Source organism: Pseudomonas poae (genome assembly GCF_001439785.1).
Classification (GTDB): Bacteria; Pseudomonadota; Gammaproteobacteria; order Pseudomonadales; family Pseudomonadaceae; genus Aquipseudomonas; species Aquipseudomonas poae.
This window is the reverse complement of record NZ_JYLI01000013.1, coordinates 91,379-114,104: the sequence shown is the minus strand read 5'-3', so window position 1 is coordinate 114,104 and position 22,726 is coordinate 91,379. Positions and strand designations below refer to the sequence as shown.

The following is a 22,726-nucleotide window of genomic DNA, read 5'->3' as shown; positions in this document are numbered from 1 at the left end:
CCGGGGCCGCGGTCTTGTGCCGGGGGCGTTCCGACACGCGTTGTACGTGTGTCGAGGCTAAGGGCAGGCAGGCCCGATGAAAGCTGCGGCAGGCGAAACACCGGTAGCTGAATGTCCGGAGTCCGGTGGGTAGGTGCGTCAGTCCTGGGGGGCAGGGAAGTGTGGGGTGGTTTTGGCATTGGGTCCGTCCGTGACGTTGTTAAAGGATGACGAATAACAGGCCGTGCTCAGCTGTTTTCTGTGCTCGATGGCTTTTCGATTGTCAGGTCGTCAATGTTGATCGCGCGCGCGCGGTCGCTGTCGAGCTCCCAGGTATCGGTATCGGCGACGTAGTAGATCGCGCCGGCGCTGGCATCGATGAGTTGCAGGTTGTGGATAAGTATTCGGGTGCCCGCGAATACCTGGTTCAACTCGTACTGTCTGTGCCGGTGGATTTCTTCAACGATGGCTGGAATCGAAGCGCATGCCGCGGCGTCGATCGCATAGAGTTCAATCCAGTTGAAAAGGGCGTGGACTTTGTAGGTGATGCCGCACGTCAGAAACACGTAGACGGTTTCAAGCAAAGCGTTGGGATTCTCACTGGGGGCAAGCTGTACATGAACAGTCCCGATCTCCAGCAGGTTGTTTTCAAGGGTCAGTGCCTTGCGGTTGATTCGATCATCGACGTTATCGGTGTAAATGTTCCAAACGGAACCCTGGCTGCCTTCAACGGTTGAGAGTTGCAGCGACATGTTTCTGCTGGGGTAAAGCGCGTAATAGCTCGATTGGCCGTCAAGGTGATAAATGCAGCGATAGTCCAGCGCCGGGAAACTGATTTTTTGCGGCGTCGCTTTTAACGCATATCGGTTAGTCGTGGGGTTGACGCAGGTATATCGGCCTGCCCGTTCGCGTAACGAGGTGCGGCTTTCGATGCTTCTTGAGCCGGGTTTCTGCGCATCTTCAGAGTGGTTGTTTCGAGGCGCATCCAGGGCGTAAGACACGCCGTCGCGCATCACCAGCGTGATTTCGCTGATGGCTTTCCATGATGAGCTGAAGATGCCGCCACCCCTGTCGGTTTTAGTGACCGGGTTTTCTATCATCGGGTTATGGATAAAAAGCAAACTGTCATTCAAGCGGATCCTGTAGGAAAGGCTTGAATAACTGAGAGCGGTATTGAGGTGTTTTTTTACGTCCACCGTGTAAGTGGCGTCGACGCCCTGAATTTCGCTGCTATCGAAGTCCAGATAAAGGGTGCAGGGTGGCGCGGCAGATGCTTGGTTGACTCGCAGGTGCCTGCTCGTCGTGCCGCGATCCATAAAATATTCTGCGGCGTTGATCTCACGACTGTCGTTGAGTAACACCGGCGAGGGTTTGGCAGTGCCTTGCACAATCACCAGCACCTCAATCCCGACATCCTCGGTGCCTGCAATTTCGCCGGGCAAGTCCGGTTGAAGGTAATAACCGTCCTCGGTGATGAATAACCATTTGGCATTGAGCAATGAGCGCTTGCCTTCGCGCTGTTCGTAGACATTCTTGATGAGCACTTCTCGTTGGGGCGACTCCAGCGCAGCATCCCGCAACGAATGAATCACCAGGGCTTGCCCCTGGATCTTCCAGGCTTGCACCAGCTCCAGCGGCACCCCCAGATACACCAGGCTTTCGCTTTTTCCGTCTTCGCTGATAGCGATATGGCGGCTGGCCTTGTGCAAGTAGTAGGTATCCAGGCCGGGACCGCCCTCGGCCCTGCAGTCAGTGCCGCGCAGGCTGATGTGGTCGTTGCCATCACCTGCCTGGATAGCGTCATCTCCGTTGGCCATTATCACATCGGCCTTATCGCTGCCGACCACCGTATTGCTTGCCCCGGCCAGGGTCTCGACTTTCTCGATAGAGGTCATGCGAGTGTGCAGCACCGGTTCGGCATTCTTGTCCACAGGCATCAGCTCGAGGCGTTGCGCCTGTAGATCAATGTTGTAACCCCGGTAAGGCGTGGGGTCCGTCCCGTGAACGATCGCCTGGTGCTTTCCCTGTAACCACAACAGGTCGGCGCCATTGCCGCCGTCCAGGGCGCCCGGTGCTTGCTTATAGCCGTCGGTGAGTGTCTGGGCCGCGGACTGAAAGACGAAGGCATCATCTTTATTGCCACCCTTGAGTTGCTTGCGTCCTGAGCCGAGACTGAAATGATTGGGCTGAGCACCCACGCCTATGACGTAGTCGTTACCGTCCCCAAGCTGCCAGAACACACCTTTTGCAGCGTCGCGATGGCCGAAAACCACACGGTCCTTATCATTGGGGGCGCCGTCCCAGGCGGCGAGCACATCGTCGGTTTCCCTGACGGTGGGGCTATTGACCGGATCATAGGGTTGTTCACCGTCTTTCCAACTGAAGCGGTGAATCCTGCGTGGCTCAAGTGTTACCTCGAAGCGACCGAGGTAGACGGCTTCAAAACGATCCTTGAACTCGTTTTCGAGCCATTGGAGGCTCCGGCTCTTGAGCAGTTTTTCGTAGTCGCTGTAGGTTTTGGCCGCTTTGAAGCGATCCATGAGTGCTGTGTCCTGCTCCACTGCCCAGAAGGCCAGCCAGCCTGCGCGCCAGCGCTCGCCTACCGTGAGCTCGATGTAGTCGTCGATATCGTCGACCACGCGCACTGCCTGGTAGATAGCGGCCCCGGCGATCATCAGGCCGGCCGCGACAAGCCCGATGGGGCCGGCGTACTGCAAGCCCATCAGCGCGGCGACCCCGAGTGCCAGCGAGATGCCGGCGCTGGCCACACTCAAACCGCCGGTGACGTACAGGTCCTGGGCTTTTTTTCCCTCTGCACTGGCGGCGTCGTTGAACGATTTGATTGCGGTGTACACATCAAATGGCAATGTGAGGACCGCAGCGACCATCCCGGAACTGCGCGCCAGCCACTTGCCGGCGGCGGTCTTGCGAAAGAGCTCCAGGTTCTGCGAGCCTTGCTGGATCATGTGCTGGCCGGTTTTGCTCATTGCGTACTCGATGCCCATCGAAGCGACTTCCGTCACCCCGCCGCCCAGATTGAGCGCCACTTCGCCCGCATCACCTCGCTTGAGCGCCTCTATCGCCCCCCGGTAAGCGCTGTATAACCCATACAGCTGCATACCGACGCCGACGACACTCATGGCGCGGGTCTTTGCTCGATTGACCCAATGCGGCAGCGAGTCGGACCGTGCCGTGCGGGTGATGTCCATGCGCTGTACCGAGCCTAAAACCTTGCTGACCGCATCCATGTCTGCGTCGGCAATGCTTTGCGTGGTCTCGCCAAACAGCGGCGTAGCGCCAGGGGACCGACGGGTGGCGATTTCATACATCAAGGTGGCGACAAGCTGCGCATCCTGGGCAACTGCTGACGTCATGCGGCGTTTTATCTCACCCGGATCGAACACCAGTGCATCAATGAAGCCTTGCTCGGCATCGGCAAAGTAAGTATTGGCGCCCGTGATTTCCTTGCCGTTGAGGGTCGCGCTCATGGCGTGGAGTTCTTTTCGGCTCACTGTGCATTCACCGAACTGCAAGGGGCCGAACAAGGCGTCCACATCGCCAAGGCCGGGCGTGGTTTTAGCGGAAGAATTTGTTACAGAATTTGATAAATGACTGGCATCGATAATGTCAGTGATGAGTACCGGATCTGCCGAAGGGGTGTCTATGCTGACGTCAATGAAGGGTTTCGCCACGTTGTTGCTCTCGTCTTGTGAACAGTGTTTGCGGTCGTCGCGTTGTTGATTGTGTGTGCGGTGTGCGAGAGGGTGGCGGTGAATATGTACGGCGGCGTAGCCGTAAAAGCCGAACAGATCAGGCATGATGGCCGCCTGTCGGTAATCGTTTAAATCAGGGTTGAGGAAACCTTTATGAGTTTGGCGCTGTTCCCGCTCAATACCGTGCTGTTCCCCGGCTGCACGCTCGATCTGCAGTTGTTCGAGGCACGCTACCTGGACATGATCAGCCGCTGCATGAAAAAGGGCGAAAGCTTCGGCGTGGTGTGCATCCTCGACGGCCGGGAAGTCGGCATGGCGCCGGACGGCTATGCGCTGATCGGCTGCGAGGCCTTGATTCGCGACTTCAAACAGCAGGACAACGGCTTGCTGGGGATTCGCGTCGAAGGCGGGCGCCGGTTTCGGGTACGCGAAGCGGGTGTGCAGAAAGACCAGTTGCTGGTAGCCGACGTGCAATGGCTGGACGAGCAACCGGACCTGCCACTCGAAGAAGAGGACGCCGACCTGCTGGCGCTGCTCCAGGCCCTGGCCGAGCATCCGATGGTCGCTTCTCTGGACATGGGCGGCAATGCCGAAGGCCAGCAGGCGCTGGGTAATCAGCTCGCGTATCTATTGCCGTTCACTGAAGCGGACAAGATCGACCTGCTGCAAATCGACGACCCGCAGCAGCGTCTGGACGCGATCCAGATGCTGCTCGATGAGTTGCAGGGCGAGCTGTTCACTCAATAGGCGTAGCGCAACAGCGCATGAGGTGTGCCGGTGAGGGCGATAAAGCTCATCACCGCCGCCAGCGCTGGCAACAGCAACCACCAGGTTCTGCGCGACAGGGCCGGCAGGGGGCTGCGGTATTCGCTGATCGCAAGGGAGAACGCACACACGGTCATGGCCAGCAGCGTGCCGGCAAGAATGTCCGATGGCCAATGAGCGCCCAGGTACACCCGCGACAACGCGATGAACGCGGCCGGAATGCAGCCCATCAGCATCCAGGTCAGGCGCAGCCGCGCAGGCTGGCCGCGCCCTGCCAGCACTGCCAGCGCGAGGAAAAACGCGAAGGCGCCGGAAGCATGTCCGCTGGGCATGCTGAAACTGGTGAGCGGTTCGGTGAGTATTTCCGGGCGGCCTCGGGCAAAGAACAGCTTGGTGCCGGTATTGACCACGGCTGCTCCGGCCAGCGTGGCACCGACGAACAGCGCATGGCGCCATTGTCGCGCCAGTAACAGCAGGCCGGTGAACACCGCACTGGCGACGAACATTTTCTTGAACTCGCCCAACTGCGTGATCCGCACCATCACCTCGTCCAGCCACTCGCTGCGATGCTCCTGCACCAGTGCGCTCAGGCCCTGATCAAAGTGATTGAGGTGTGGGTAGCCGATAAACATCGCGACCAGTAGCACCAGGCTCGCGCAGCCGATCCAGAGCGTTGCGCGGCGATGGCCGCGCAGGCTGCTGTTCAAGCTCAGGCCGAGCAAGACAGCCAGGCATCCTGCGACGACCGCCGCCTCAGGCCAGAAGCCTTCCGGCAATGGCAGGCGGAACGCGGCGCCCGTCGCCCAGCCCGGCAGCAGGTAAGCCACCGACCAGCCTGCCGCCGCCACAATGCTCACGGCGGCAAAACGTGGGAAGGGCATGTCGCACATGCCGGCCACCATGGGCAGCATCGGGCGCAACGGGCCAATGAAGCGTCCGACCAGCAGGCTGGCGATGCCGTATTTGTGGAAGTAGGTTTCGGCGCCGTTCATCCATTCCGGGTGGTGACGCAAGCCGGGCAATCGCCGGATATTCTGGTGGAAATGTCGACCCAGAAAGTAGGAAACGCCGTCGCCCAGCAGCCCGCCGAGAAACCCCAGCAGCAACGTCTCGCTCAGCGACAACGCCCCGCTGCCAGCCAGCGCGGCAATGGCGAACAGCAACACCGTGCCCGGCACGATCAGCCCGGCAATCGCCAGGCACTCCACGCACGCGACGATAAACACCGCCACGGCCAGCCACTGCGGATTTACAGTCAGCCAGCCGGTAATGCTATCGAGCCATTGGCCCATACACTTCACTCCCTCTATGCACTACGTAAACCGGAACACTAAAGATCAACTGTGGGCGCGGGCTTGCCCGCGAAGACGTCGGCCCAGCAAACATTGACGTTGACTGATCCACCGCTTTCGCGGGCGGGCCCGCTCCCACAAAGGGCTGCGGCGATATAAGCGCTCATGCCCGGTCGGCTCAAATCAAAAAATAATCCCGGCCTTCGACCTGGCCTCGGCGCAGCGGGTTCCGCGTGCAATAAGGCGCATAGCCTGCATCGACAAAACGGTACATCAAGTGCTCATCGCGTCCGCTCGGGATGCCCAGGCGGGTGGTCTGGATAATTTGCGTGGGCGTCTGTCCCACGTCCTGCACATAAAGCAGCTCCTGATCGAACCGCTTGGCGTCCCACATCGGCACCTTCAGGCCCAGTGCCTTGCACAGCAGCGTCTGGCCGGCGCAGAGCTTTTGCGAGGCGCGCGGGCTGCCGTCGGGGTTCGGGTTATTGAGCAGCATCTGCGCCAGGCTCGCGGGGCCCGAGACCTCGTCCACCCACGGATAGGCCGACTTGATCAGCACCGCGTTGCCCGGGCCATGGGCGCTGAAGTTCAGCGAATCGCCGCCGCGCGCGTAATACATGTAGATATGGCCACCATCCAGAAACAAAGCCTTACGCTTTTCTGTGTAGCCAAGTGACGCGTGACTGCCTTTTTCTGCCACGTAATAGGCTTCGGTTTCAATAATTCGCGCAGAAAGCCAGAGATCGCCCACGCGATGGCGTATGACTTTTCCGAGCAGATCCCGTGCGAGCAATTGCGCGTCGCGGTCGAAGAAGCGGTCGGGCAGGGCGCTGGCGGGGAGTTGGGGCGTGACGCTTGGCATAAGAGGTCAGGGGAATACAGGTAAATGTGACCGAATAATAACAACTCCCCGCTTAATTACCGCTGAACACCTGTTTTTTACAGTTCATTTCGACCATCCGCCCCTCACCGCTGTCAGTCGGGCGGCGTCACAGCTATAATCTGCCGCTTTCCTCTTTGGCCAAGTCTCCCTGACCATGACTGAGTCCGTTCTCGACTACATGACCCGCCTGGGTCGCGCAGCCCGCCAGGCCTCGCGGTTGATCGCCCGCGCGAGCACTGCGCAGAAGAACCGTGCCCTGCTGGCCGCCGCCGATGCGCTGGATACCTCGCGCGCAGCGCTTGCGGCCGCCAACGAACAGGATTTGGCCAACGGCCGCGCCAATGGCCTTGAGCCAGCCCTGCTGGACCGTCTGGAACTGACCCCGGCCCGTATCGACGACATGATCGAAGGCCTGCGTCAGGTGGCCAAGCTGCCTGACCCCATCGGTGAAATCCGCGATATGCGCTACCTGCCGTCCGGTATCCAGGTCGGCAAGATGCGCGTGCCCCTGGGCGTGATCGGCATCATCTACGAGTCGCGCCCGAACGTGACCATCGACGCTGCGAGCCTGTGCCTCAAGTCCGGCAACGCCACCATCCTGCGCGGCGGTTCCGAGGCCATTAATTCCAACCGTGCCATTGCCGCCTGCATCCAGCAGGGCCTGGCCGTGGCCGAGTTGCCCACCGAAGTGGTGCAGGTGGTGGAAACCACTGACCGCGCCGCCGTCGGCGCGTTGATCACCATGCCCGAGTTCGTCGACGTGATCGTGCCACGCGGTGGCAAGAGCCTGATCGAGCGCGTCAGCCGCGAGGCCAAGGTGCCGGTGATCAAGCACCTGGACGGCGTGTGCCACGTGTTCATCGACGTGGCCGCCGACATCGACAAGGCGATCCGCATCGCGGACAACGCCAAGACCCATCGCTACGCCCCGTGCAACACCATGGAGACACTGCTGGTGCACGCCGGCATTGCCGAGCGCGTGCTGCCGCCGCTGGCTGCCATCTACCGCGACAAGGGCGTGGAACTGCGAGGCTGCGAACGCACCCGCGCGCTGCTGGGCGCAGACGTGATCGAAGCCACCGAGCAGGACTGGTACACGGAGTACACGGCGCCGATCCTGTCGATCCGTATCGTCGACGACCTGGACCAGGCCATCGAACACATCAATACCTACGGCTCCAAGCACACCGACGCGATCGTCTCCGAGCATTTCAGCGATGCCCGGCGTTTCCTCACCGAGGTGGATTCCGCGTCGGTGATGATCAACGCCTCGACGCGCTTTGCCGATGGCTTCGAGTATGGCCTGGGGGCAGAGATCGGCATCTCCACCGACAAACTCCACGCACGCGGCCCGGTCGGCCTGGAAGGCCTGACCAGCGAGAAGTACGTAGTGTTCGGCGACGGTCACGTGCGCACTTGATGGCTAAACGCATCGGGCTGCTCGGTGGCACCTTCGACCCCGTGCACATCGGCCATTTGCGCAGTGCACTTGAGGTTGCCGATGCGCTGGGGCTGGACGAGATGCGGGTGATGCCCAACGCGCGGCCGCCCCATCGCGACATGCCGCAGGTGTCGCCGCAGCAGCGCCTGGAAATGGTGCGCGTGGCAGTGGAAGGCATCGCACCGCTGGTGGTGGACGACCGCGAACTCAAGCGCGATAAACCGTCCTACACTGTCGACACCCTGGAGCTGATGCGCGCCGAGTTGGCCGCTGATGACCAGTTGTTTCTGCTTTTGGGCTGGGACGCATTTTGCGGCCTGCCCTCTTGGCATCGCTGGGAGGAACTCCTCCAGCATTGCCATATCCTGGTGCTGCAACGCCCGGATGCCGACAGCGAACCGCCGGATGCCCTGCGCAACCTGCTGGCCGCGCGGTCGGTAAGTGACCCCTTGGCCCTGACCGGGCCGAACGGGAATATTGCATTCGTCTGGCAGACCCCGCTTGCGGTGTCTGCCACCCAGATCCGTCAACTGCTGGCCAGCGGGAAGTCGGTACGTTTCCTGGTGCCTGACGCGGTCCTGGCCTACATCGATGCGCACGGGCTTTACCGTGCGTCGAACTGAAAAGGCGCGCTTGACCGCACGAACTGTCGTGCAGCAAGCGCCCGAACATATGAGCAAAACGAGTTTTTTATGACGAACAAAGACGTAAGCAAAGTTAAGCGCAAAGGCACCTTCAAAAGCGCCCCGCTGCCGGTTGAAGCCCACGTTGGCCCGGAGCTGGCTGGCGAAGAGCTGGTGAAAGTCGCGGTTGCCGCGCTCGAAGACGTGAAGGCCCAGGACATCCAGGTGCTGGACGTGCGCGATAAGCAGAGCATCACCGACTACATGATCATCGCCACCGGTACCTCCAACCGCCAGATCGGCGCGATGCTGGACAAGGTTCGCGAAGCCGTCAAAGCCCAGGGCGTCAAGCCGTTGGGTGAAGAAGGCAAGGGCGACAGCGACTGGGTGCTGTTGGACATGGACGACGTGATCGTTCACATGATGACGTCCAACGCCCGCCAGTTCTACGACCTGGAGCGTCTGTGGAAAGGCGCCGAGCAGAGCCGCGCCGCCGACGGCAAGCACCACAGTCCGGAAGTGGGCCACGCGCACTTCGACAAGCTCAACAAAGACCAGGAATAAGGAACGGCTGTGCGCCTGCGTCTGATCGCTGTCGGTTCACGCATGCCCAAGTGGGTGGAAGAGGGCTGGCACGAATATGCCAAGCGTCTGCCCGCCGAGCTGTCGCTTGAGCTGGTGGAAATCCCGCTCAACACCCGGGGCAAGAATGCCGACGTGGCGCGCTTTATCCGTCAGGAAGGCGAAGCCATGCTGGCCAAGGTCGGTGCCAACGAGCGCATCGTCACCCTGGAAGTGCACGGCAAGCCCTGGAGTACCGAGCAGTTGGCGGTGGAACTGGACCGCTGGCGCCTGGATTCGCGCACGGTCAACTTCATGGTCGGTGGCCCCGAAGGGCTGGCGCCGGAAGTGTGCGCGCGGGCCGATCAGCGTTGGTCGCTGTCGGCGCTGACGTTGCCGCACCCGTTGGTAAGGATTCTGATCGGTGAACAGCTGTATCGCGCCTGGACAGTTCTGTCCGGGCACCCTTACCACAAATAATCTGCGCCGCGCCCGATGACTCAGCCGATCCGCATCAAGGACCACGAGAAAGACGCACGTCTGGTACGCGCTCGGGTCGTGTTTGGTGCTTTTCTGGTGGTGGGGTTGATCGGCGTGCTGGTCGCGCGCCTGTATTTCCTGCAGGTGATCCAGTACGACTATCACTCCACGCTGTCTGAAAACAACCGCGTGCATGTGCAGCCGATCCCGCCGACCCGTGGGCTGATTTTCGACCGCAATGGCGTGGTGGTCGCCGACAACCGTCCCAGCTTCAGCCTGAGCATGACCCGCGAGCGCTCCGGCAACTGGCAGCAGGTGCTCGATGTGATCGTCGAGGTGCTGCAACTGACGCCGGAAGACCGGATGATCTTCGAAAAACGCATGAAACAGGGGCGTCGGCCGTTCGAGCCGGTGCCGATTCTGTTCGAGCTGACCGAAGAGCAGATCGCGCGTATCGCGGTGAACCAGTTCCGCCTGCCCGGCGTGGAAGTGGTGGCGCAGCTGGTGCGGCACTATCCGCAGGGGCCGCACTTTGCCCACTCGGTCGGCTACATGGGGCGCATCAACGAGAAAGAGCTGAAAAGCCTCGATCCGGTCAATTACAGCGGCACCCACCACATCGGCAAAACCGGCATCGAACGGTTCTACGAGCCCGAGCTGCACGGTCAGGTGGGTTACGAAGAGGTCGAAACCAATGCGCGAGGCCGCGTGCTGCGCGTGCTCAAGCGCACCGACCCGATACCCGGCAAGGACATCGTGCTGAGCCTGGACATCAAGCTGCAGGAGGCCGCAGAGATGGCCCTGGGCGGTCGGCGTGGCGCGGTGGTAGCGCTCGATCCGAGTACTGGCGAGGTGCTGGCGATGGTCAGCCAGCCAAGCTTCGACCCCAACCTGTTCGTGACCGGCATCAGCTTCAAGGCCTATGCCGAGTTGCGCGATTCCATCGACAGACCGCTGTTCAACCGCGTGCTGCGCGGCCTGTACCCGCCGGGTTCGACCATCAAGCCGGCGGTAGCGATTGCCGGCCTGGACGCGGGCGTGGTCACCGCCTCCAGCCGTGTGTACGACCCGGGCTACTACATGCTGCCCAACTACGACCACAAATACCGCAACTGGAACCGCACCGGCGACGGCTATGTCGACCTGGACACCGCAATCATGCGCTCCAACGACACCTATTTTTACGACTTGGCCCACAAGCTGGGCATTGACCGTCTGGCGGCCTACATGGGCAAGTTCGGCCTCGGTCAGAAAGTCTCCCTGGACATGTTTGAAGAATCCCCCGGCCTGATGCCGTCGCGCGAGTGGAAGCGCGCGACCCGTCGCCAGGCGTGGTTCCCGGGTGAAACCCTGATTCTCGGCATTGGCCAGGGCTACATGCAGGCCACACCGCTGCAGTTGGCGCAGGCCACCGCATTGGTGGCCAATAAAGGCGTGTGGAATCGCCCGCACCTGGCCCGCACCATCGAAGGCGAAAAGCCGGTGGATGAGAACCCGATTCCCGACATTGTGCTGCGCGACCCGTCCGACTGGGCCAAGGTCAACCATGGCATGCAGCAAGTGATGCACGGCGCTCGGGGCACCGCGCGCAAGGCGGCACTCGGCGCGCAGTACCGCATTGCCGGCAAGAGCGGTACGGCGCAGGTGGTGGCGATCAAGCAGGGCGAAAAGTATGACCGCAGCAAGGTCCAGGAGCGTCACCGCGACCACGCCTTGTTTGTCGGCTTTGCGCCGGCCGATGCGCCAAAAATCGTGGTGGCGGTGATGGTCGAGAACGGCGAATCCGGCTCCGGCGTGGCCGCACCGGTGGTGCGCCAGATCATGGACGCCTGGCTGCTGGCCGATGACGGCAGGCTCAAGCCCGAGTATGGCGGTCCCCCTTCAACTCCCGAGGTGACGGCCCGTGAAGAGTAACTTTGACCGCATCCTCTCCAGCGAGGACGTGATGCGTCGTCGCGCGACGTTGCTGCAGCGCATGCACATTGATGGCCCGCTGCTGATCCTGCTATTGACCTTGGCGGCCGGCAGCCTGTTCGTGCTGTATTCGGCCAGTGGCAAGGACTGGGACCTGCTGATCAAGCAGGCGTCGTCGTTCGGCCTGGGCATGCTGTCGATGGTGGTGATCGCGCAGTTGGAGCCACGCTTCATGGCGCGTTGGGTGCCGCTGGGGTATGTCACCGGGGTGTTGCTGCTGGTGGTGGTGGACGTGATGGGCCACAACGCCATGGGTGCGACGCGCTGGATCAACATTCCCGGGGTGATTCGCTTCCAACCGTCGGAATTCATGAAGATCCTGATGCCGGCCACCATTGCCTGGTATCTGTCCAAGCGCACGTTGCCGCCACAGCTCAAGCACGTGGGCATCAGCCTGATTCTGATCGGTATTCCGTTCATCCTGATCGTGCGCCAACCCGACCTCGGTACTTCGTTGCTGATCCTTGCCGGCGGCGCCTTCGTGCTGTTCATGGGCGGCCTGCGCTGGCGCTGGATCCTCAGCGTGCTGGCGGCTGCGGTGCCGGTGGCGGTCGCAATGTGGTTCTTTTTCATGCACGACTATCAGAAGCAGCGGATCCTCACGTTCCTCGACCCGGAAAGCGACCCGTTGGGCACCGGCTGGAACATCATCCAGTCCAAGGCTGCCATCGGTTCCGGTGGCGTGTTCGGCAAGGGCTGGTTGCTGGGCACCCAGTCGCACCTGGACTTTTTGCCCGAAAGCCACACCGACTTCATCATCGCGGTGCTGGGCGAAGAGTTCGGCCTGGTGGGTATCTGTGCGCTGCTGCTGATCTATTTACTGCTGATCGGGCGGGGCCTGGTCATCACCGCGCAGGCGCAGACGCTGTTCGGCAAATTGCTCGCCGGCGCCCTGACCATGACTTTTTTTGTTTACGTTTTCGTCAACATCGGTATGGTCAGTGGCCTGCTGCCGGTGGTAGGGGTGCCGTTGCCGTTCATTAGCTACGGCGGAACTTCGCTGGTGACATTGCTGTCAGCGTTTGGGGTTTTGATGTCGATTCATACGCATCGCAAATGGATCGCACAGGTTTGAATAAGGTGAAGATGTCAATGCAAGTAATGCGCGGCTGGGCGACTCGGCATGCGTCCTGGATGGGCCTGATCGGGCTGCTGGGTGCATCGCAGGACACGCAGGCCGGTGACTACGATGGCTCTCCCCAGGTCGCCGAATTTGTCGGCGAAATGACCCGCGACTACGGTTTCGCCGGTGAACAGCTGATGGGCGTGTTCCGTGAGGCGCAGAAGAAGCAGGCGATCCTCGACGCCATCTCGCGCCCGGCCGAACGCGTGAAGCAGTGGAAGGAATATCGACCGATGTTCCTCACCGATGCACGCGTGGCCCGGGGCGTGGACTTCTGGCGTCAGCACGAGGCGACACTCGCCCGCGCCGAGCAGGAGTATGGCGTGCCGGCCCAGGTGATTGTCTCGATCATTGGCATCGAAACCTTCTACGGGCGCAATACCGGCAATTATCGGGTGATCGATGCCTTGTCCACCTTGGGCTTCGATTACCCGCCGCGCGCCGACTTCTTCCGCAAGGAACTGCGCGAGTTCCTGCTGTTGGCCCGCGAAGAGCAGGTCGACCCGCTAACCCTCAAGGGCTCGTACGCCGGTGCCATGGGGCTGCCGCAGTTCATGCCGAGCAGCTTTCGCGCCTACGCGGTGGACTTTGACGGCGACGGCCACATCAATATCTGGAGCAACCCGGACGATGCCATCGGCAGCGTGGCCAGCTACTTCAAGCAGCATGGCTGGGTAGCCGGCGAACCGGTGGTGGTGCGCGCCACTGTCAGCGGCGAACGCGCCGACGAAGGCTTGACCCAGGGCATCGAACCGGCCAAGACCGTCGGGGAGTTGCGGGCGCTGGGCTGGTCGAGTCAGAATGCGCCGGGCGACGAGCTGCCGGTGACGGCGTTCCGCCTGGAAGGCGAAAACGGCCCTGAATACTGGATGGGGCTGCAGAATTTTTACGCAATCACGCGTTATAACCGCAGTGTGATGTACGCCATGGCCGTGCATCAGCTGTCAGACATGCTGGTCCAAGCACGGGGCACCAAGTAATGCGGGCATCGCCGTTTCATAAACCGCTCAAGCTGGTGGCGTTTGCCGCGTTGTCCTTGCTGGTTGTCAGTTGTTCCACGTCCACTCCCACCAGCCGCGGGCCGGTGCCCAAGGCCGGTGGCGCCATTGTGCGCGCCCAGCCGGGCCTGGACATCAACCGTGCGCACAAGGACGGCGCGCCGTGGTGGGACGTGGATGTGTCGAAGATCCCGGATGCCACGCCGACCCTGCACACCGGTCCCTACAAGGCCAACCCCTACACCGTGCTGGGCAAGAATTACTTCCCGCTGCAGGAATCCAGAACCTACGTCCAGTCGGGCACGGCGTCCTGGTACGGCACCAAGTTCCACGGCCAGAACACCGCCAATGGCGAGGTCTATGACCTGTACGGCATGAGCGCGGCCCACAAGACATTGCCGCTGCCCAGCTATGTGCGGGTGACCAACCTGGACAACAACCGCACGGTAATCCTGCGGGTCAACGACCGTGGGCCGTTCTATTCCGACCGTATCATCGACTTGTCCTACGCTGCCGCGAAGAAACTCGGCTATGCCGAAACCGGCACCGCGCGGGTCAAGGTCGAAGGCATCGACCCTGCGCAGTACTGGGCTCAGCGCGGCAAGCCGGCGCCATTGATGCTCAACGAGCCGCGCACCGCGCAGCCGCCAGTGACTGCCTCCACCGGCAAGATCGAACAGTGGACGCCACCGCCCGCGCAGCATGCGCCGGACACCGTGGTCGTGCCCCATGCCGCACCTGGCGCGTCCATGGCTGGCGGGCAATTCCTGCAGGTGGGCGCTTTCGCCAACCCGGATGCGGCAGAACTGTTAAGGTCCAAACTCAGCGGCATGGTCAACGCACCGGTTTTCATCAGTTCCATTGTGCGTAACCAGCAGACCCTGCACCGTGTACGCATGGGGCCGATCGGCTCGCCGAGCGAGGTCGCGCAGGTGCAGAACAGCGTACGCCTGGCCAACCTGGGGCAGCCCAAGCTGGTTACCGCCGAATAAACCCGATTGAAGGTTCAGGCTCCTGCGGGGCTCGAACCCTGGTTGCTGGCTCGTTGAACAACAAAACCCAGGGGCAAGGGGTGAGCGGGCAATCGAACACGCGACAGTCTGGCAACGGGCTGTCTGAATAAGTTTTGCCCGCGAGGGCAAGTTTCCATACGCAATTTCGAGAGACGGATGAACATCACCACCTTAGCCAAACGCACGTGTCTGCTTATCTCGCTGATCATCACCCCGGCCGCCTGGGCGGTTGAAATGGTGCCGGCTTCCCCGCAACTGGCCGCCAAGGCCTGGGTCCTCATGGATGCCGCCAGCGGCAACGTGCTGGTCGAGAACGGCGGTGACGTGCGCCTGCCGCCCGCCAGCCTGACCAAGCTGATGACCGCCTACATCGCGACCCTGGAAATCCGTCGCGGCCAGATCGGCGAGAACGATCCGGTTACCGTCAGCGAAAACGCCTGGCGTACCGGCGGTTCGCGGATGTTCATCAAGGTCGGCTCGCAAGTCACCGTGAGCGACCTGCTGCACGGCATCATCATCCAGTCGGGTAACGACGCCAGCGTGGCCCTGGCCGAACACATCGCCGGCAGCGAAGACGCGTTCGCCGACATGATGAACAAGACCGCCGGCGACCTGGGCATGACCAACAGCCACTTCATGAACCCAACCGGCCTGCCGAACCCGGAGCACTACTCGTCGGCTCACGACATGGCGATCCTGGCGCGCGCAATCATCCGCGTCGACCCGGTGCACTACGCGATCTATTCCCAGAAGGAATTCTTCTGGAACAACATCAAGCAGCCCAACCGCAACCTGTTGCTGTGGCGTGACAAGACCGTCGATGGCCTGAAAACCGGCCACACCGACGAAGCCGGTTACTGCATGGTGTCGTCCGCCGTACGTGATGGCCAGCGCTTGATCGCCGTGGTGTTCGGCACCAACAGCGAGCAGGCCCGTGCGGCCGAAACGCAAAAGCTGCTGACCTACGGCTTCCGTTTCTTCGAAACCCAGACCTTCTACCAGAAGGGCACCGAGCTTGCGACTGCACCGGTGTGGAAGGGCGCGACCTCGCAGGTCAAGGCCGGCCTGGCTGACGACCTGACCCTGACCATGCCTAAAGGCCAGTTGAAGAAGCTCGCTGCCAGCATGACCATGAACCCGCAACTGGTTGCGCCTATCGCCAAGGGCGATGTGATCGGTAAAGTCGAAGTGAAGCTGGACGACAAGGTGGTGCACAGCGCCGACCTGATCGCGCTGGACGCCGTCGACGAAGGTGGAATCTTCCGCCGCGTGTGGGATAGCATCCGTCTGTTCTTCTACGGCTTGTTCAACTGATTGTGCGCACCTGCAAAGCCCCGCGTTGATCCGACGCGGGGCTTTGCCCGTCGCCACGGCTTACCGCTTACGAGGCTGTTCTGCCATGACCGATAAAGAAGTAAAGGCGCCAAAGATCGAATTCCCGGTGACGGACTACCCCGTCAAGGTGATCAGCGATACCGGTGCAGGCAACAAGGACAAGATCCTCGAGATCGTGCGTAAACACGCGACGATCAACGACAACCGGGTGGACGAGCGTTCGAGCACCAACGGTAAATACACCACGATCCAGTTGCACATCGTTGCGACCGGTCAGGAACAACTCTACGACATCAACAGTGAATTGCGGGCCACCGGCTTCGTGCACATGGTGTTGTGATGCCCGCCGTACTGGGCTTTCGCGAGCTTGGCCAGATGGCCTATGAGCCCGTATGGCATGCCATGCAGCGTTTCACCAACGAGCGCGGCACCTCGGCACCGGACGAGATCTGGCTGGTGGAACACCCGCCGGTGTTCACCCAGGGGCAGGCCGGCAAAGCCGAGCACCTGCTGGTGCCGGGTGATATTCCAGTGGTGCAGGTCGACCGAGGTGGTCAAGTGACTTACCATGGTCCCGGCCAACTGGTGGCTTACCTGCTGCTGGATGTGCGCAAGCTGGGCTTTGGCGTGCGCGATCTGGTCAGCCGCATGGAGGCGTGCCTGATCGAGCTGCTGGCCAGTTATGGCGTGAGCGCCGCCGCCAAGCCCGATGCCCCCGGCGTGTATGTGAACGGCGCGAAAATCGCCTCGCTGGGGTTGCGCATTCGCCATGGTTGTTCCTTTCATGGCCTGGCGCTGAATGTGGACATGGACCTGGCGCCATTTCGTCGCATCAACCCCTGTGGTTATGCGGGGCTTGCGATGACGCAACTGAGCGAGCATGCCACACCGATTAAATTTGCCGAGGTAAGTGCCCGGCTGCGCGCGCAGCTCGTCAAACACCTCGACTATGCTGAGCAGACGACCCTCACGGGCGGAATCGACTGATTATGACTACTGATGCAGTGCAAACCATGATCCCGACGCTGGACATCACCGAGCGTCCGGCCCCGGCCCCGCGTGCCAAGGTGGAAGCCGGCGTCAAGCTGCGTGGCGCCGAAAAGGTTGCACGCATCCCGGTCAAGATCATTCCCACCACCGAACTTCCGAAGAAACCCGACTGGATCCGCGTGCGCATCCCGGTCTCGCCGGAAGTCGACCGTATCAAGGCGCTGCTGCGCAAACACAAGCTGCACAGCGTGTGCGAAGAGGCGTCCTGCCCGAACCTGGGTGAATGCTTTTCCGGCGGCACTGCCACCTTCATGATCATGGGCGACATCTGCACCCGTCGCTGCCCGTTCTGCGACGTGGGCCATGGCCGTCCGAAGCCGCTGGACGTGAACGAGCCGGAAAGCCTGGCCATCGCCATCGCCGACCTCAAGCTCAAATACGTGGTGATCACCTCGGTGGACCGCGACGACCTGCGTGACGGCGGTGCCCAGCACTTCGCCGACTGCATCCGCGAAATCCGCAAGCTGTCGCCGAACGTGATGCTTGAAACCCTGGTGCCGGACTACCGTGGCCGCATGGACGTGGCGCTGGAAATCACCGCCGCCGAGCCACCGGATGTGTTCAACCACAACCTGGAAACCGTGCCGCGCCTGTACAAGGCCGCGCGTCCGGGTTCGGACTACCAGTGGTCGCTGACCCTGCTGCAGAAGTTCAAGCAGATGATGCCGCATATCCCGACCAAATCCGGCCTGATGCTGGGCCTGGGCGAAACCGATGAAGAAGTGATCGAAGTCATGAAGCGCATGCGCGAACACGACATCGACATGCTGACCCTCGGCCAGTACCTGCAACCGTCGCGCAGCCACTTGCCGGTGCAGCGTTTCGTGCACCCGGACGTTTTCGCCTGGTTCGCCGAGGAAGGCTACAAGATGGGCTTCAAGAACGTGGCATCGGGCCCGTTGGTACGTTCGTCGTACCACGCCGACGAGCAGGCCAAACTGGTCAAGGCCAGCCTGGTTTCCGCCTAGAGCGCTGAGTAGCACCGCAGGCCCGAAGTGCAGGAAGGGCCAATGTGGGAGGGGGCTTGCTTCCGATAGCGGTGTTTCAGTCACCTGATGTATTGACTGTCACACCGCTATCGGGAGCAAGCCCCCTCCCACTTTTTGCATGGAGAACATGGATGAACGCCGCCGTACCCGCATTACGCCCCGAAGGCACCATCGCCCTGATCGCTCCGGCCGGGCCTGCCGCGCTGGACGTCGAAAAAGCCGAACAGTGGATGCGCAATCGCGGCTATGGTCTGCGCATCTACCCGGGTGTGTACGGGCGTGACGGCTACCTCGCCGGCAGCGATAAAACCCGCCTCGCTGACCTCCACGCCGCCTTCGCCGATCCCGATATCGACGCCATCTTCTGCCTGCGCGGCGGCTACGGTACGCCGCGCCTGCTCGACAGCCTGGACTTCGGCCTGCTGCGCGCCAACCCCAAACCCTTTGTCGGCTACAGCGACATCACCGCCTTGCACCTGGCGATCAACCGGTATGCGGGCTTCGTGACCTTCCACGGGCCGATGCTCAATGCCGATCTGCTGGGCGACAAGCAGCCGCCCACCGAATCATCGTTGTTCAGCCTGCTGCGCGGCCAACTGGGCGTTGGCGGCGAGTTGGCGCACCCGGTGGCCTTCCCGCTGACCACTCTGGAGCCTGGCATCGCCCGTGGGCGCTTGCAGGGCGGAAACCTGTCGATGATCGCCGCAGTGATGGGCACGCCGTTCGAGATCGACGCGCAAGGCATCATCCTGTTTATCGAGGACGTCAACGAGCCGATCTACCGCATCGACCGTCTGCTGACGCACTTGCGCCTGGCCGGCAAGCTGGCGCAGGTGGCAGGCGTATTGGTAGGGGATGTGGCAGGGGTGGACAGCATGGCGTTGGAGCGGCTGTTGAAGCAAACCTTCGCGCCGCTGGGCGTTCCGGTACTGTCCGGCTGGCGCAGTGGGCACTGCGATCCGAATCTGACCTTGCCGCTGGGCGCATTGGTTCGCCTGGATGCGGGGGAGCAGCGGGTGGTGCTGGAGCAGGAGGTGGTCTTTAAATAGTCGTCACCTGTGAGGCCTTCATCGCGGGCAAGCCAGCTCCCACAGTTGAAATGCATTCCCCTGTGGGAGCTGGCTTGCCTGCGATAGCGATAGTCGCCTTGAGACAGATCTACCTGTTTTGCAACGATTCCAGCAACTTCACCGTCGCATACCCATCCGCCGGCCAGCCCAGCGCCTGCTGCGCCGCGCGAATCGCCTTGCGTGTATTCGCACCGATGATCCCGTCCGGGTTGCCTGCGTCATAGCCCTTGGCGGTCAGCGCCGCCTGCAGGTCGATGCGCTGGGAACGGCTCAACGGCAATTCGTCCTTGGGCCACTCTCCGCGAATCACCCCTGCGCCAGCGAACCGCTCCGACAGCAGACCCACCGCGAGCGCGTAGGAAGAGGAGTTGTTGTACTTGAGGATCGCGCGGAAGTTATCCAGCACCAGGAAGGCCGGGCCACGGTAACCGGCCGGCAGCAGCAGGGCGGCGGACAGTTGGTCGACGTTGGGCGGCATGCTCGCCCCCGGTGGCAATTGAATGCCAAGTTTCAACCATTCGGCCACGCTTTTGCGCACGCTGCCGTCGGCCAGGGCGTAATCGAAGTTGACCGGCAGTTGTTTTACCTCGAAACCCCATGGCTGGCCTTTCTGCCAGCCGGAGCTCTGCAGGTAATGCGCGGTGGAGGCGAGGGCATCGGCCGGGCTGTTCCAGATATCGCGGCGACCGTCGCCATCGAAGTCCACGGCATGGGTGTTGTAGGTGGTCGGGATAAATTGGGTCTGGCCCATGGCGCCGGCCCAGGAGCCTTTCATCTGGTCGGCCTGGATATCGCCATGCTGGATGATCTGCAGCGCGGCGAGCAATTGCGCCTGGGCAAATGCCGGGCGACGGCCCTCATAGGCCAGCGTGGCCAGGGAGCGGATGACCGAGTTATTACCCTGGAACGCGCCGAAATTACTTTCCATGCCCCATACCGAGACCAGCGCCTGACGGTCCACGCCATAGCGTTGCTCGATGCTCTGCAGGATATCGGCGTACTTGATCAGCAGCGCCTGACCATTGCGCACGCGCACTGCCGACAGGGCGCCGTCGAGGTATTCCCAGACTGGCCGGGAAAACTCCGGCTGGCTGCGGTCGGCGCGAATCACCGCCATGTCGGGGGTGACGTTGGCGAAGGCATTATCAAAGACGGCGGGGGTGATCCCGGCTTTCAGCGCGTCCACGCGGAACCCGGCCTGCCATTCGGCAAAGGTCTGGGTGGGCTGGATATCAAGATTGTCCACCGCCAAAGGTGCAACCACGGCAGGCGCAACGGCCGGCACGCTCTGGATTTTCGGCAAAGGCTGGGCGTCGGCGGCGGTGGGTTTCTCGGCGCAGGCGACAAGCAGAACAAGGCTGGAGGCAGCAATCAATTGGCGCAGGTGCCAACGACGGGAAAGGCTAGAGGGCATGCACAGGTCCAGGGGTTACAAATCAAGTGCAGACCTTATCATGCCGGAGGGGCGCTTGCCTTCAGGCAGCCAGAAAGTAAGAAGCCTCCCAGCTGTCAGACTGGAAGGCTTCGCGGCGGTAGCTGCCTTTGCCCTTGCCGGCGCGTTCCTGTCGGCTGCGGAACAATGGCTGGGCGATGATGGATTTGGCCTTGTTGGGGCCATGCTTGGATGGCTTTTTGCTCATGATGAGTACTCTCAATGGACGGGTGGAACGGCGCAAATAATCGGCCGAATCGGCGGGGCTGTAAAGCCTGAGAATTGTAAATACAGATCAAATGCGGGAGGTTATTCGGCGGGCAGTGTGAGGCGCTGGCCGGCCATCAACAGCGACAAACGGCTCAAGCTCATCCAGGGCGAGCCTGCCGCCTGGCCCTTGATCTGCGCATCGATACGCTGCGCCTCCAGCAACAACTGCGCCCAGCGTTGCGCCGTGTGCCGTTGCAGGGCTTTGCTCATCAGGGGCTTGCGCTTGTCCCACACCGGTGGACGGGCCTGGCTGAAGCATTTGTCCAGCGGCGTGCCCTGGCTGTATTGCAGGGCGATATTAGCCAATACCCGCAGCTCCCGGGCCAGGGCCCATAGAATCACCGGCGGCTCCACCCCTTCGCCGCGCAAGCCTTCGAGCATGCGCAGGGCATGGGCCGGCTCGCCGTTGAGGATCGCGTCCACCAGCCCGAATACGTCAAAGCGCGCGCTGTCGGCCACCGCACCTTGCACGGTTTCGACGGTAATTTGCCCGTCTTCGGCCATCAACTTGAGCTTTTCGATCTCCTGGGCGGCAGCCAGCAGGTTGCCCTCCACCCGCGCTGCGATCAGCTCCACAGCGTCCTGCGTCGCCGACAGCCCTGATTGGGACAGGCGTTGACGAATCCATTGCGGTAGCTGATTGCTGTCCACCGGCCAGATCTGAATGAACTGGGTTTGTGCACCCTCGACCAGCGCCTTGCCCCACTTGGTTTTCTGCGCACTGCCGTCGAGCTTGGGCAGGCTGATCAGCAACACCGTGTCTTCGGCAGGCCGTGCACAGTATTCCATCAACGCCGCCGCACCCTTGTCGCCGGGCTTGCCCGAGGGCAGGCGCAGTTCCAGCAGGCGCTTTTCGGCAAACAGCGACATGCTGGCGCCGGCTTGCAGCAGCGTGCCCCAGTCGAAACTGGCATCGGCGCTGAACACCTGGCGTTCATCGAAACCTTGCTGGCGCGCGGCGCTGCGAATGGCGTCCGCCGCTTCCTGGCACAGCAGCGGGTCGTCGCCGCTGACGATGTACACAGGCGCGAGGCCGCCTTGCAGGTGCTTGGCGAGTTGGGCGGGGGCGAGTTTCATAGGCGGGGCTAACGGGGCGCCTGGGGCGCCCCGTCTGGCTTACTCGACAGGAACTTCAACAGGCGATTGTTTCGGCGTGTTGTTTTCGTACTCTTGCGCCGCTTTCAGCGCATCGGCGTCAGCCTTGGCCTTGTCGTCAGCGCGTTGCTGCAATGTCTCAAGTTGTTGCGGAGTCAGCAGCGACAGGCGCAGGACCATGCGCTGGACCAGATCACGCCGCATTTCCTTGCGTACCTGAATGATTTGCGAGTCAGAACCTACCAGGTTATTGCCGTCGTGGCTGACGACCTTCTGCACCTGGATCTTGTCACTCATCAACGGCAGCTTGTCACGGCCCTGGATTTCAAAGGTCAGTTCGGTGCTCAGCTCGATGTCCGAGGCACGGCCGGCGCTGGCGTAGCTCAGGTTACGCTGGGTGTCGCGCTCGTCGGCCAGGAACAGCTTGTAGGGCGCGCCGGTGTAGATGCGCGCGCCGCTGCCTTCCAGCACCTGACGCAGTTGTGTCACGGTTTCGCCGTAGGCGTTGCGGGCGCTGACGTCCCATTCCTTGATCGCCAGTTCATTGGTGCCGGTGCCGCGCAACTGGAAGCCGCATGCGCTCAGCAGCACGGCAAGGCCCATCACCAGCAAATTGCGTTTGATCATTTTTGTTGCTCCC

Annotated in this window: 21 protein-coding genes; 14 read left to right on the top strand and 7 right to left on the bottom strand. The window is 61.8% G+C overall.

Going from position 1 to position 22,726, the window contains the following annotated elements; genetic code table 11:
- Window positions 1–227 precede the first annotated feature (227 nt).
- Window positions 228–3,797, bottom strand: coding sequence for a hypothetical protein (locus tag TU75_RS16795; RefSeq protein WP_083362200.1), 3,570 nt, complete (start codon window positions 3,795–3,797; stop codon window positions 228–230).
- Between the two features lie 48 nt (window positions 3,798–3,845).
- On the opposite strand from TU75_RS16795, the gene TU75_RS16790 reads away from it, so the two are divergent.
- The gene (locus TU75_RS16790; RefSeq protein ID WP_003237052.1) at window positions 3,846–4,439 is read left to right on the top strand and encodes an LON peptidase substrate-binding domain-containing protein; all 594 of its coding nucleotides are present in this window, start codon (window positions 3,846–3,848) and stop codon (window positions 4,437–4,439) included.
- On the opposite strand, the gene TU75_RS16785 is transcribed toward TU75_RS16790, so the two are convergent.
- Window positions 4,433–5,749, bottom strand: a complete 1,317-nt coding sequence (locus tag TU75_RS16785) for a bifunctional DedA family/phosphatase PAP2 family protein (protein ID WP_060549546.1) — start codon at window positions 5,747–5,749, stop codon at window positions 4,433–4,435. The two genes, TU75_RS16790 and TU75_RS16785, sit on opposite strands and share 7 nt — an antisense overlap.
- Before the next feature lie 178 nt (window positions 5,750–5,927).
- Window positions 5,928–6,611: a DNA-3-methyladenine glycosylase gene (locus tag TU75_RS16780; protein WP_060549545.1), complete on the bottom strand. Its 684-nt coding sequence runs from the start codon at window positions 6,609–6,611 to the stop codon at window positions 5,928–5,930.
- Window positions 6,612–6,786: 175 nt separating this feature from the next.
- Here TU75_RS16780 and TU75_RS16775 point away from each other — a divergent pair, with 175 nt between their 5' ends.
- The 13 genes from TU75_RS16775 to TU75_RS16715 all read left to right on the top strand — a co-directional run bounded on the left by TU75_RS16775 (window position 6,787) and on the right by TU75_RS16715 (window position 19,268).
- Window positions 6,787–8,052: a glutamate-5-semialdehyde dehydrogenase gene (locus TU75_RS16775; protein ID WP_060549544.1), complete on the top strand. Its 1,266-nt coding sequence runs from the start codon at window positions 6,787–6,789 to the stop codon at window positions 8,050–8,052.
- Entirely contained in the window at window positions 8,052–8,696 is a 645-nt protein-coding gene (gene nadD / locus TU75_RS16770) for a nicotinate-nucleotide adenylyltransferase (protein WP_003237043.1), read from the top strand. The genes TU75_RS16775 and nadD overlap by 1 nt, the downstream gene beginning before the upstream one ends.
- Before the next feature lie 69 nt (window positions 8,697–8,765).
- Window positions 8,766–9,260: a ribosome silencing factor gene (gene rsfS / locus TU75_RS16765; protein WP_003237041.1), complete on the top strand. Its 495-nt coding sequence runs from the start codon at window positions 8,766–8,768 to the stop codon at window positions 9,258–9,260.
- 9 nt (window positions 9,261–9,269) lie between these two features.
- Entirely contained in the window at window positions 9,270–9,737 is a 468-nt protein-coding gene (gene rlmH / locus TU75_RS16760) for a 23S rRNA (pseudouridine(1915)-N(3))-methyltransferase RlmH (RefSeq protein ID WP_003237039.1), read from the top strand.
- Between the two features lie 15 nt (window positions 9,738–9,752).
- Entirely contained in the window at window positions 9,753–11,651 is a 1,899-nt protein-coding gene (gene mrdA, locus TU75_RS16755) for a penicillin-binding protein 2 (RefSeq protein WP_060549543.1), read from the top strand.
- A 31-nt stretch (window positions 11,652–11,682) separates the two neighbouring features.
- Window positions 11,683–12,786 carry a rod shape-determining protein RodA gene (rodA, locus tag TU75_RS16750; protein ID WP_060549586.1) on the top strand — a complete coding sequence of 368 codons (1,104 nt, stop codon included), beginning with the start codon at window positions 11,683–11,685 and terminating at the stop codon, window positions 12,784–12,786.
- A gap of 17 nt (window positions 12,787–12,803) precedes the next feature.
- Window positions 12,804–13,814: a lytic murein transglycosylase B gene (mltB, locus tag TU75_RS16745; RefSeq protein WP_003237033.1), complete on the top strand. Its 1,011-nt coding sequence runs from the start codon at window positions 12,804–12,806 to the stop codon at window positions 13,812–13,814.
- The gene (locus tag TU75_RS16740) at window positions 13,814–14,824 is read left to right on the top strand and encodes a septal ring lytic transglycosylase RlpA family protein (RefSeq protein WP_003237032.1); all 1,011 of its coding nucleotides are present in this window, start codon (window positions 13,814–13,816) and stop codon (window positions 14,822–14,824) included. Before mltB ends, TU75_RS16740 begins: the two co-directional genes overlap by 1 nt.
- Before the next feature lie 177 nt (window positions 14,825–15,001).
- On the top strand, window positions 15,002–16,159 hold the full coding sequence (locus TU75_RS16735; protein WP_003237030.1) for a D-alanyl-D-alanine carboxypeptidase family protein: 1,158 nt from the start codon (window positions 15,002–15,004) through the stop codon (window positions 16,157–16,159).
- 85 nt (window positions 16,160–16,244) lie between these two features.
- Complete coding sequence (locus TU75_RS16730; RefSeq protein ID WP_003237028.1) at window positions 16,245–16,520, top strand: DUF493 domain-containing protein; 276 nt, start codon at window positions 16,245–16,247, stop codon at window positions 16,518–16,520.
- Window positions 16,520–17,167, top strand: coding sequence for a lipoyl(octanoyl) transferase LipB (gene lipB, locus TU75_RS16725; RefSeq protein ID WP_003237025.1), 648 nt, complete (start codon window positions 16,520–16,522; stop codon window positions 17,165–17,167). The genes TU75_RS16730 and lipB overlap by 1 nt, the downstream gene beginning before the upstream one ends.
- A gap of 26 nt (window positions 17,168–17,193) precedes the next feature.
- Entirely contained in the window at window positions 17,194–18,198 is a 1,005-nt protein-coding gene (gene lipA / locus TU75_RS16720; RefSeq protein ID WP_162276090.1) for a lipoyl synthase, read from the top strand.
- A 152-nt stretch (window positions 18,199–18,350) separates the two neighbouring features.
- Window positions 18,351–19,268, top strand: coding sequence for a S66 peptidase family protein (locus TU75_RS16715; protein ID WP_060549542.1), 918 nt, complete (start codon window positions 18,351–18,353; stop codon window positions 19,266–19,268).
- Between the two features lie 109 nt (window positions 19,269–19,377).
- Here the strand turns inward: TU75_RS16715 and TU75_RS16710 are convergent, their stop codons facing one another.
- The 4 genes from TU75_RS16710 to TU75_RS16695 form a co-directional block, all read right to left on the bottom strand.
- On the bottom strand, window positions 19,378–20,703 hold the full coding sequence (locus tag TU75_RS16710) for a lytic murein transglycosylase (RefSeq protein ID WP_060549541.1): 1,326 nt from the start codon (window positions 20,701–20,703) through the stop codon (window positions 19,378–19,380).
- Window positions 20,704–20,764: 61 nt separating this feature from the next.
- The gene (arfA, locus tag TU75_RS16705) at window positions 20,765–20,929 is read right to left on the bottom strand and encodes an alternative ribosome rescue factor ArfA (protein WP_003237016.1); all 165 of its coding nucleotides are present in this window, start codon (window positions 20,927–20,929) and stop codon (window positions 20,765–20,767) included.
- 101 nt (window positions 20,930–21,030) lie between these two features.
- Window positions 21,031–22,068 (bottom strand): DNA polymerase III subunit delta, encoded by a 1,038-nt coding sequence (holA, locus tag TU75_RS16700; protein ID WP_003237014.1) that lies wholly within the window; start codon window positions 22,066–22,068, stop codon window positions 21,031–21,033.
- A 39-nt stretch (window positions 22,069–22,107) separates the two neighbouring features.
- Complete coding sequence (locus TU75_RS16695) at window positions 22,108–22,713, bottom strand: LPS-assembly lipoprotein LptE (protein WP_003237012.1); 606 nt, start codon at window positions 22,711–22,713, stop codon at window positions 22,108–22,110.
- Between the last annotated feature and the right edge of the window lie 13 nt (window positions 22,714–22,726).

Excerpts from the sequence above, each read along its gene's own strand:
- TU75_RS16795 (WP_083362200.1), bottom strand. The coding sequence starts at position 3,797 with ATGCCTGATCTGTTCGGCTTTTACGGCTACGCCGCCGTACATATTCAC.
- TU75_RS16790 (WP_003237052.1), top strand. The coding sequence starts at position 3,846 with ATGAGTTTGGCGCTGTTCCCGCTCAATACCGTGCTGTTCCCCGGCTGC.
- TU75_RS16785 (WP_060549546.1), bottom strand. The coding sequence starts at position 5,749 with ATGGGCCAATGGCTCGATAGCATTACCGGCTGGCTGACTGTAAATCCG.
- TU75_RS16780 (WP_060549545.1), bottom strand. The coding sequence starts at position 6,611 with ATGCCAAGCGTCACGCCCCAACTCCCCGCCAGCGCCCTGCCCGACCGC.
- TU75_RS16775 (WP_060549544.1), top strand. The coding sequence starts at position 6,787 with ATGACTGAGTCCGTTCTCGACTACATGACCCGCCTGGGTCGCGCAGCC.
- nadD (WP_003237043.1), top strand. The coding sequence starts at position 8,052 with ATGGCTAAACGCATCGGGCTGCTCGGTGGCACCTTCGACCCCGTGCAC.
- rsfS (WP_003237041.1), top strand. The coding sequence starts at position 8,766 with ATGACGAACAAAGACGTAAGCAAAGTTAAGCGCAAAGGCACCTTCAAA.
- mrdA (WP_060549543.1), top strand. The coding sequence starts at position 9,753 with ATGACTCAGCCGATCCGCATCAAGGACCACGAGAAAGACGCACGTCTG.
- rodA (WP_060549586.1), top strand. The coding sequence starts at position 11,683 with ATGCGTCGTCGCGCGACGTTGCTGCAGCGCATGCACATTGATGGCCCG.
- mltB (WP_003237033.1), top strand. The coding sequence starts at position 12,804 with ATGCAAGTAATGCGCGGCTGGGCGACTCGGCATGCGTCCTGGATGGGC.
- TU75_RS16740 (WP_003237032.1), top strand. The coding sequence starts at position 13,814 with ATGCGGGCATCGCCGTTTCATAAACCGCTCAAGCTGGTGGCGTTTGCC.
- TU75_RS16735 (WP_003237030.1), top strand. The coding sequence starts at position 15,002 with ATGAACATCACCACCTTAGCCAAACGCACGTGTCTGCTTATCTCGCTG.
- TU75_RS16730 (WP_003237028.1), top strand. The coding sequence starts at position 16,245 with ATGACCGATAAAGAAGTAAAGGCGCCAAAGATCGAATTCCCGGTGACG.
- lipB (WP_003237025.1), top strand. The coding sequence starts at position 16,520 with ATGCCCGCCGTACTGGGCTTTCGCGAGCTTGGCCAGATGGCCTATGAG.
- lipA (WP_162276090.1), top strand. The coding sequence starts at position 17,194 with ATGATCCCGACGCTGGACATCACCGAGCGTCCGGCCCCGGCCCCGCGT.
- TU75_RS16715 (WP_060549542.1), top strand. The coding sequence starts at position 18,351 with ATGAACGCCGCCGTACCCGCATTACGCCCCGAAGGCACCATCGCCCTG.
- TU75_RS16710 (WP_060549541.1), bottom strand. The coding sequence starts at position 20,703 with ATGCCCTCTAGCCTTTCCCGTCGTTGGCACCTGCGCCAATTGATTGCT.
- arfA (WP_003237016.1), bottom strand. The coding sequence starts at position 20,929 with ATGAGCAAAAAGCCATCCAAGCATGGCCCCAACAAGGCCAAATCCATC.
- holA (WP_003237014.1), bottom strand. The coding sequence starts at position 22,068 with ATGAAACTCGCCCCCGCCCAACTCGCCAAGCACCTGCAAGGCGGCCTC.
- TU75_RS16695 (WP_003237012.1), bottom strand. The coding sequence starts at position 22,713 with ATGATCAAACGCAATTTGCTGGTGATGGGCCTTGCCGTGCTGCTGAGC.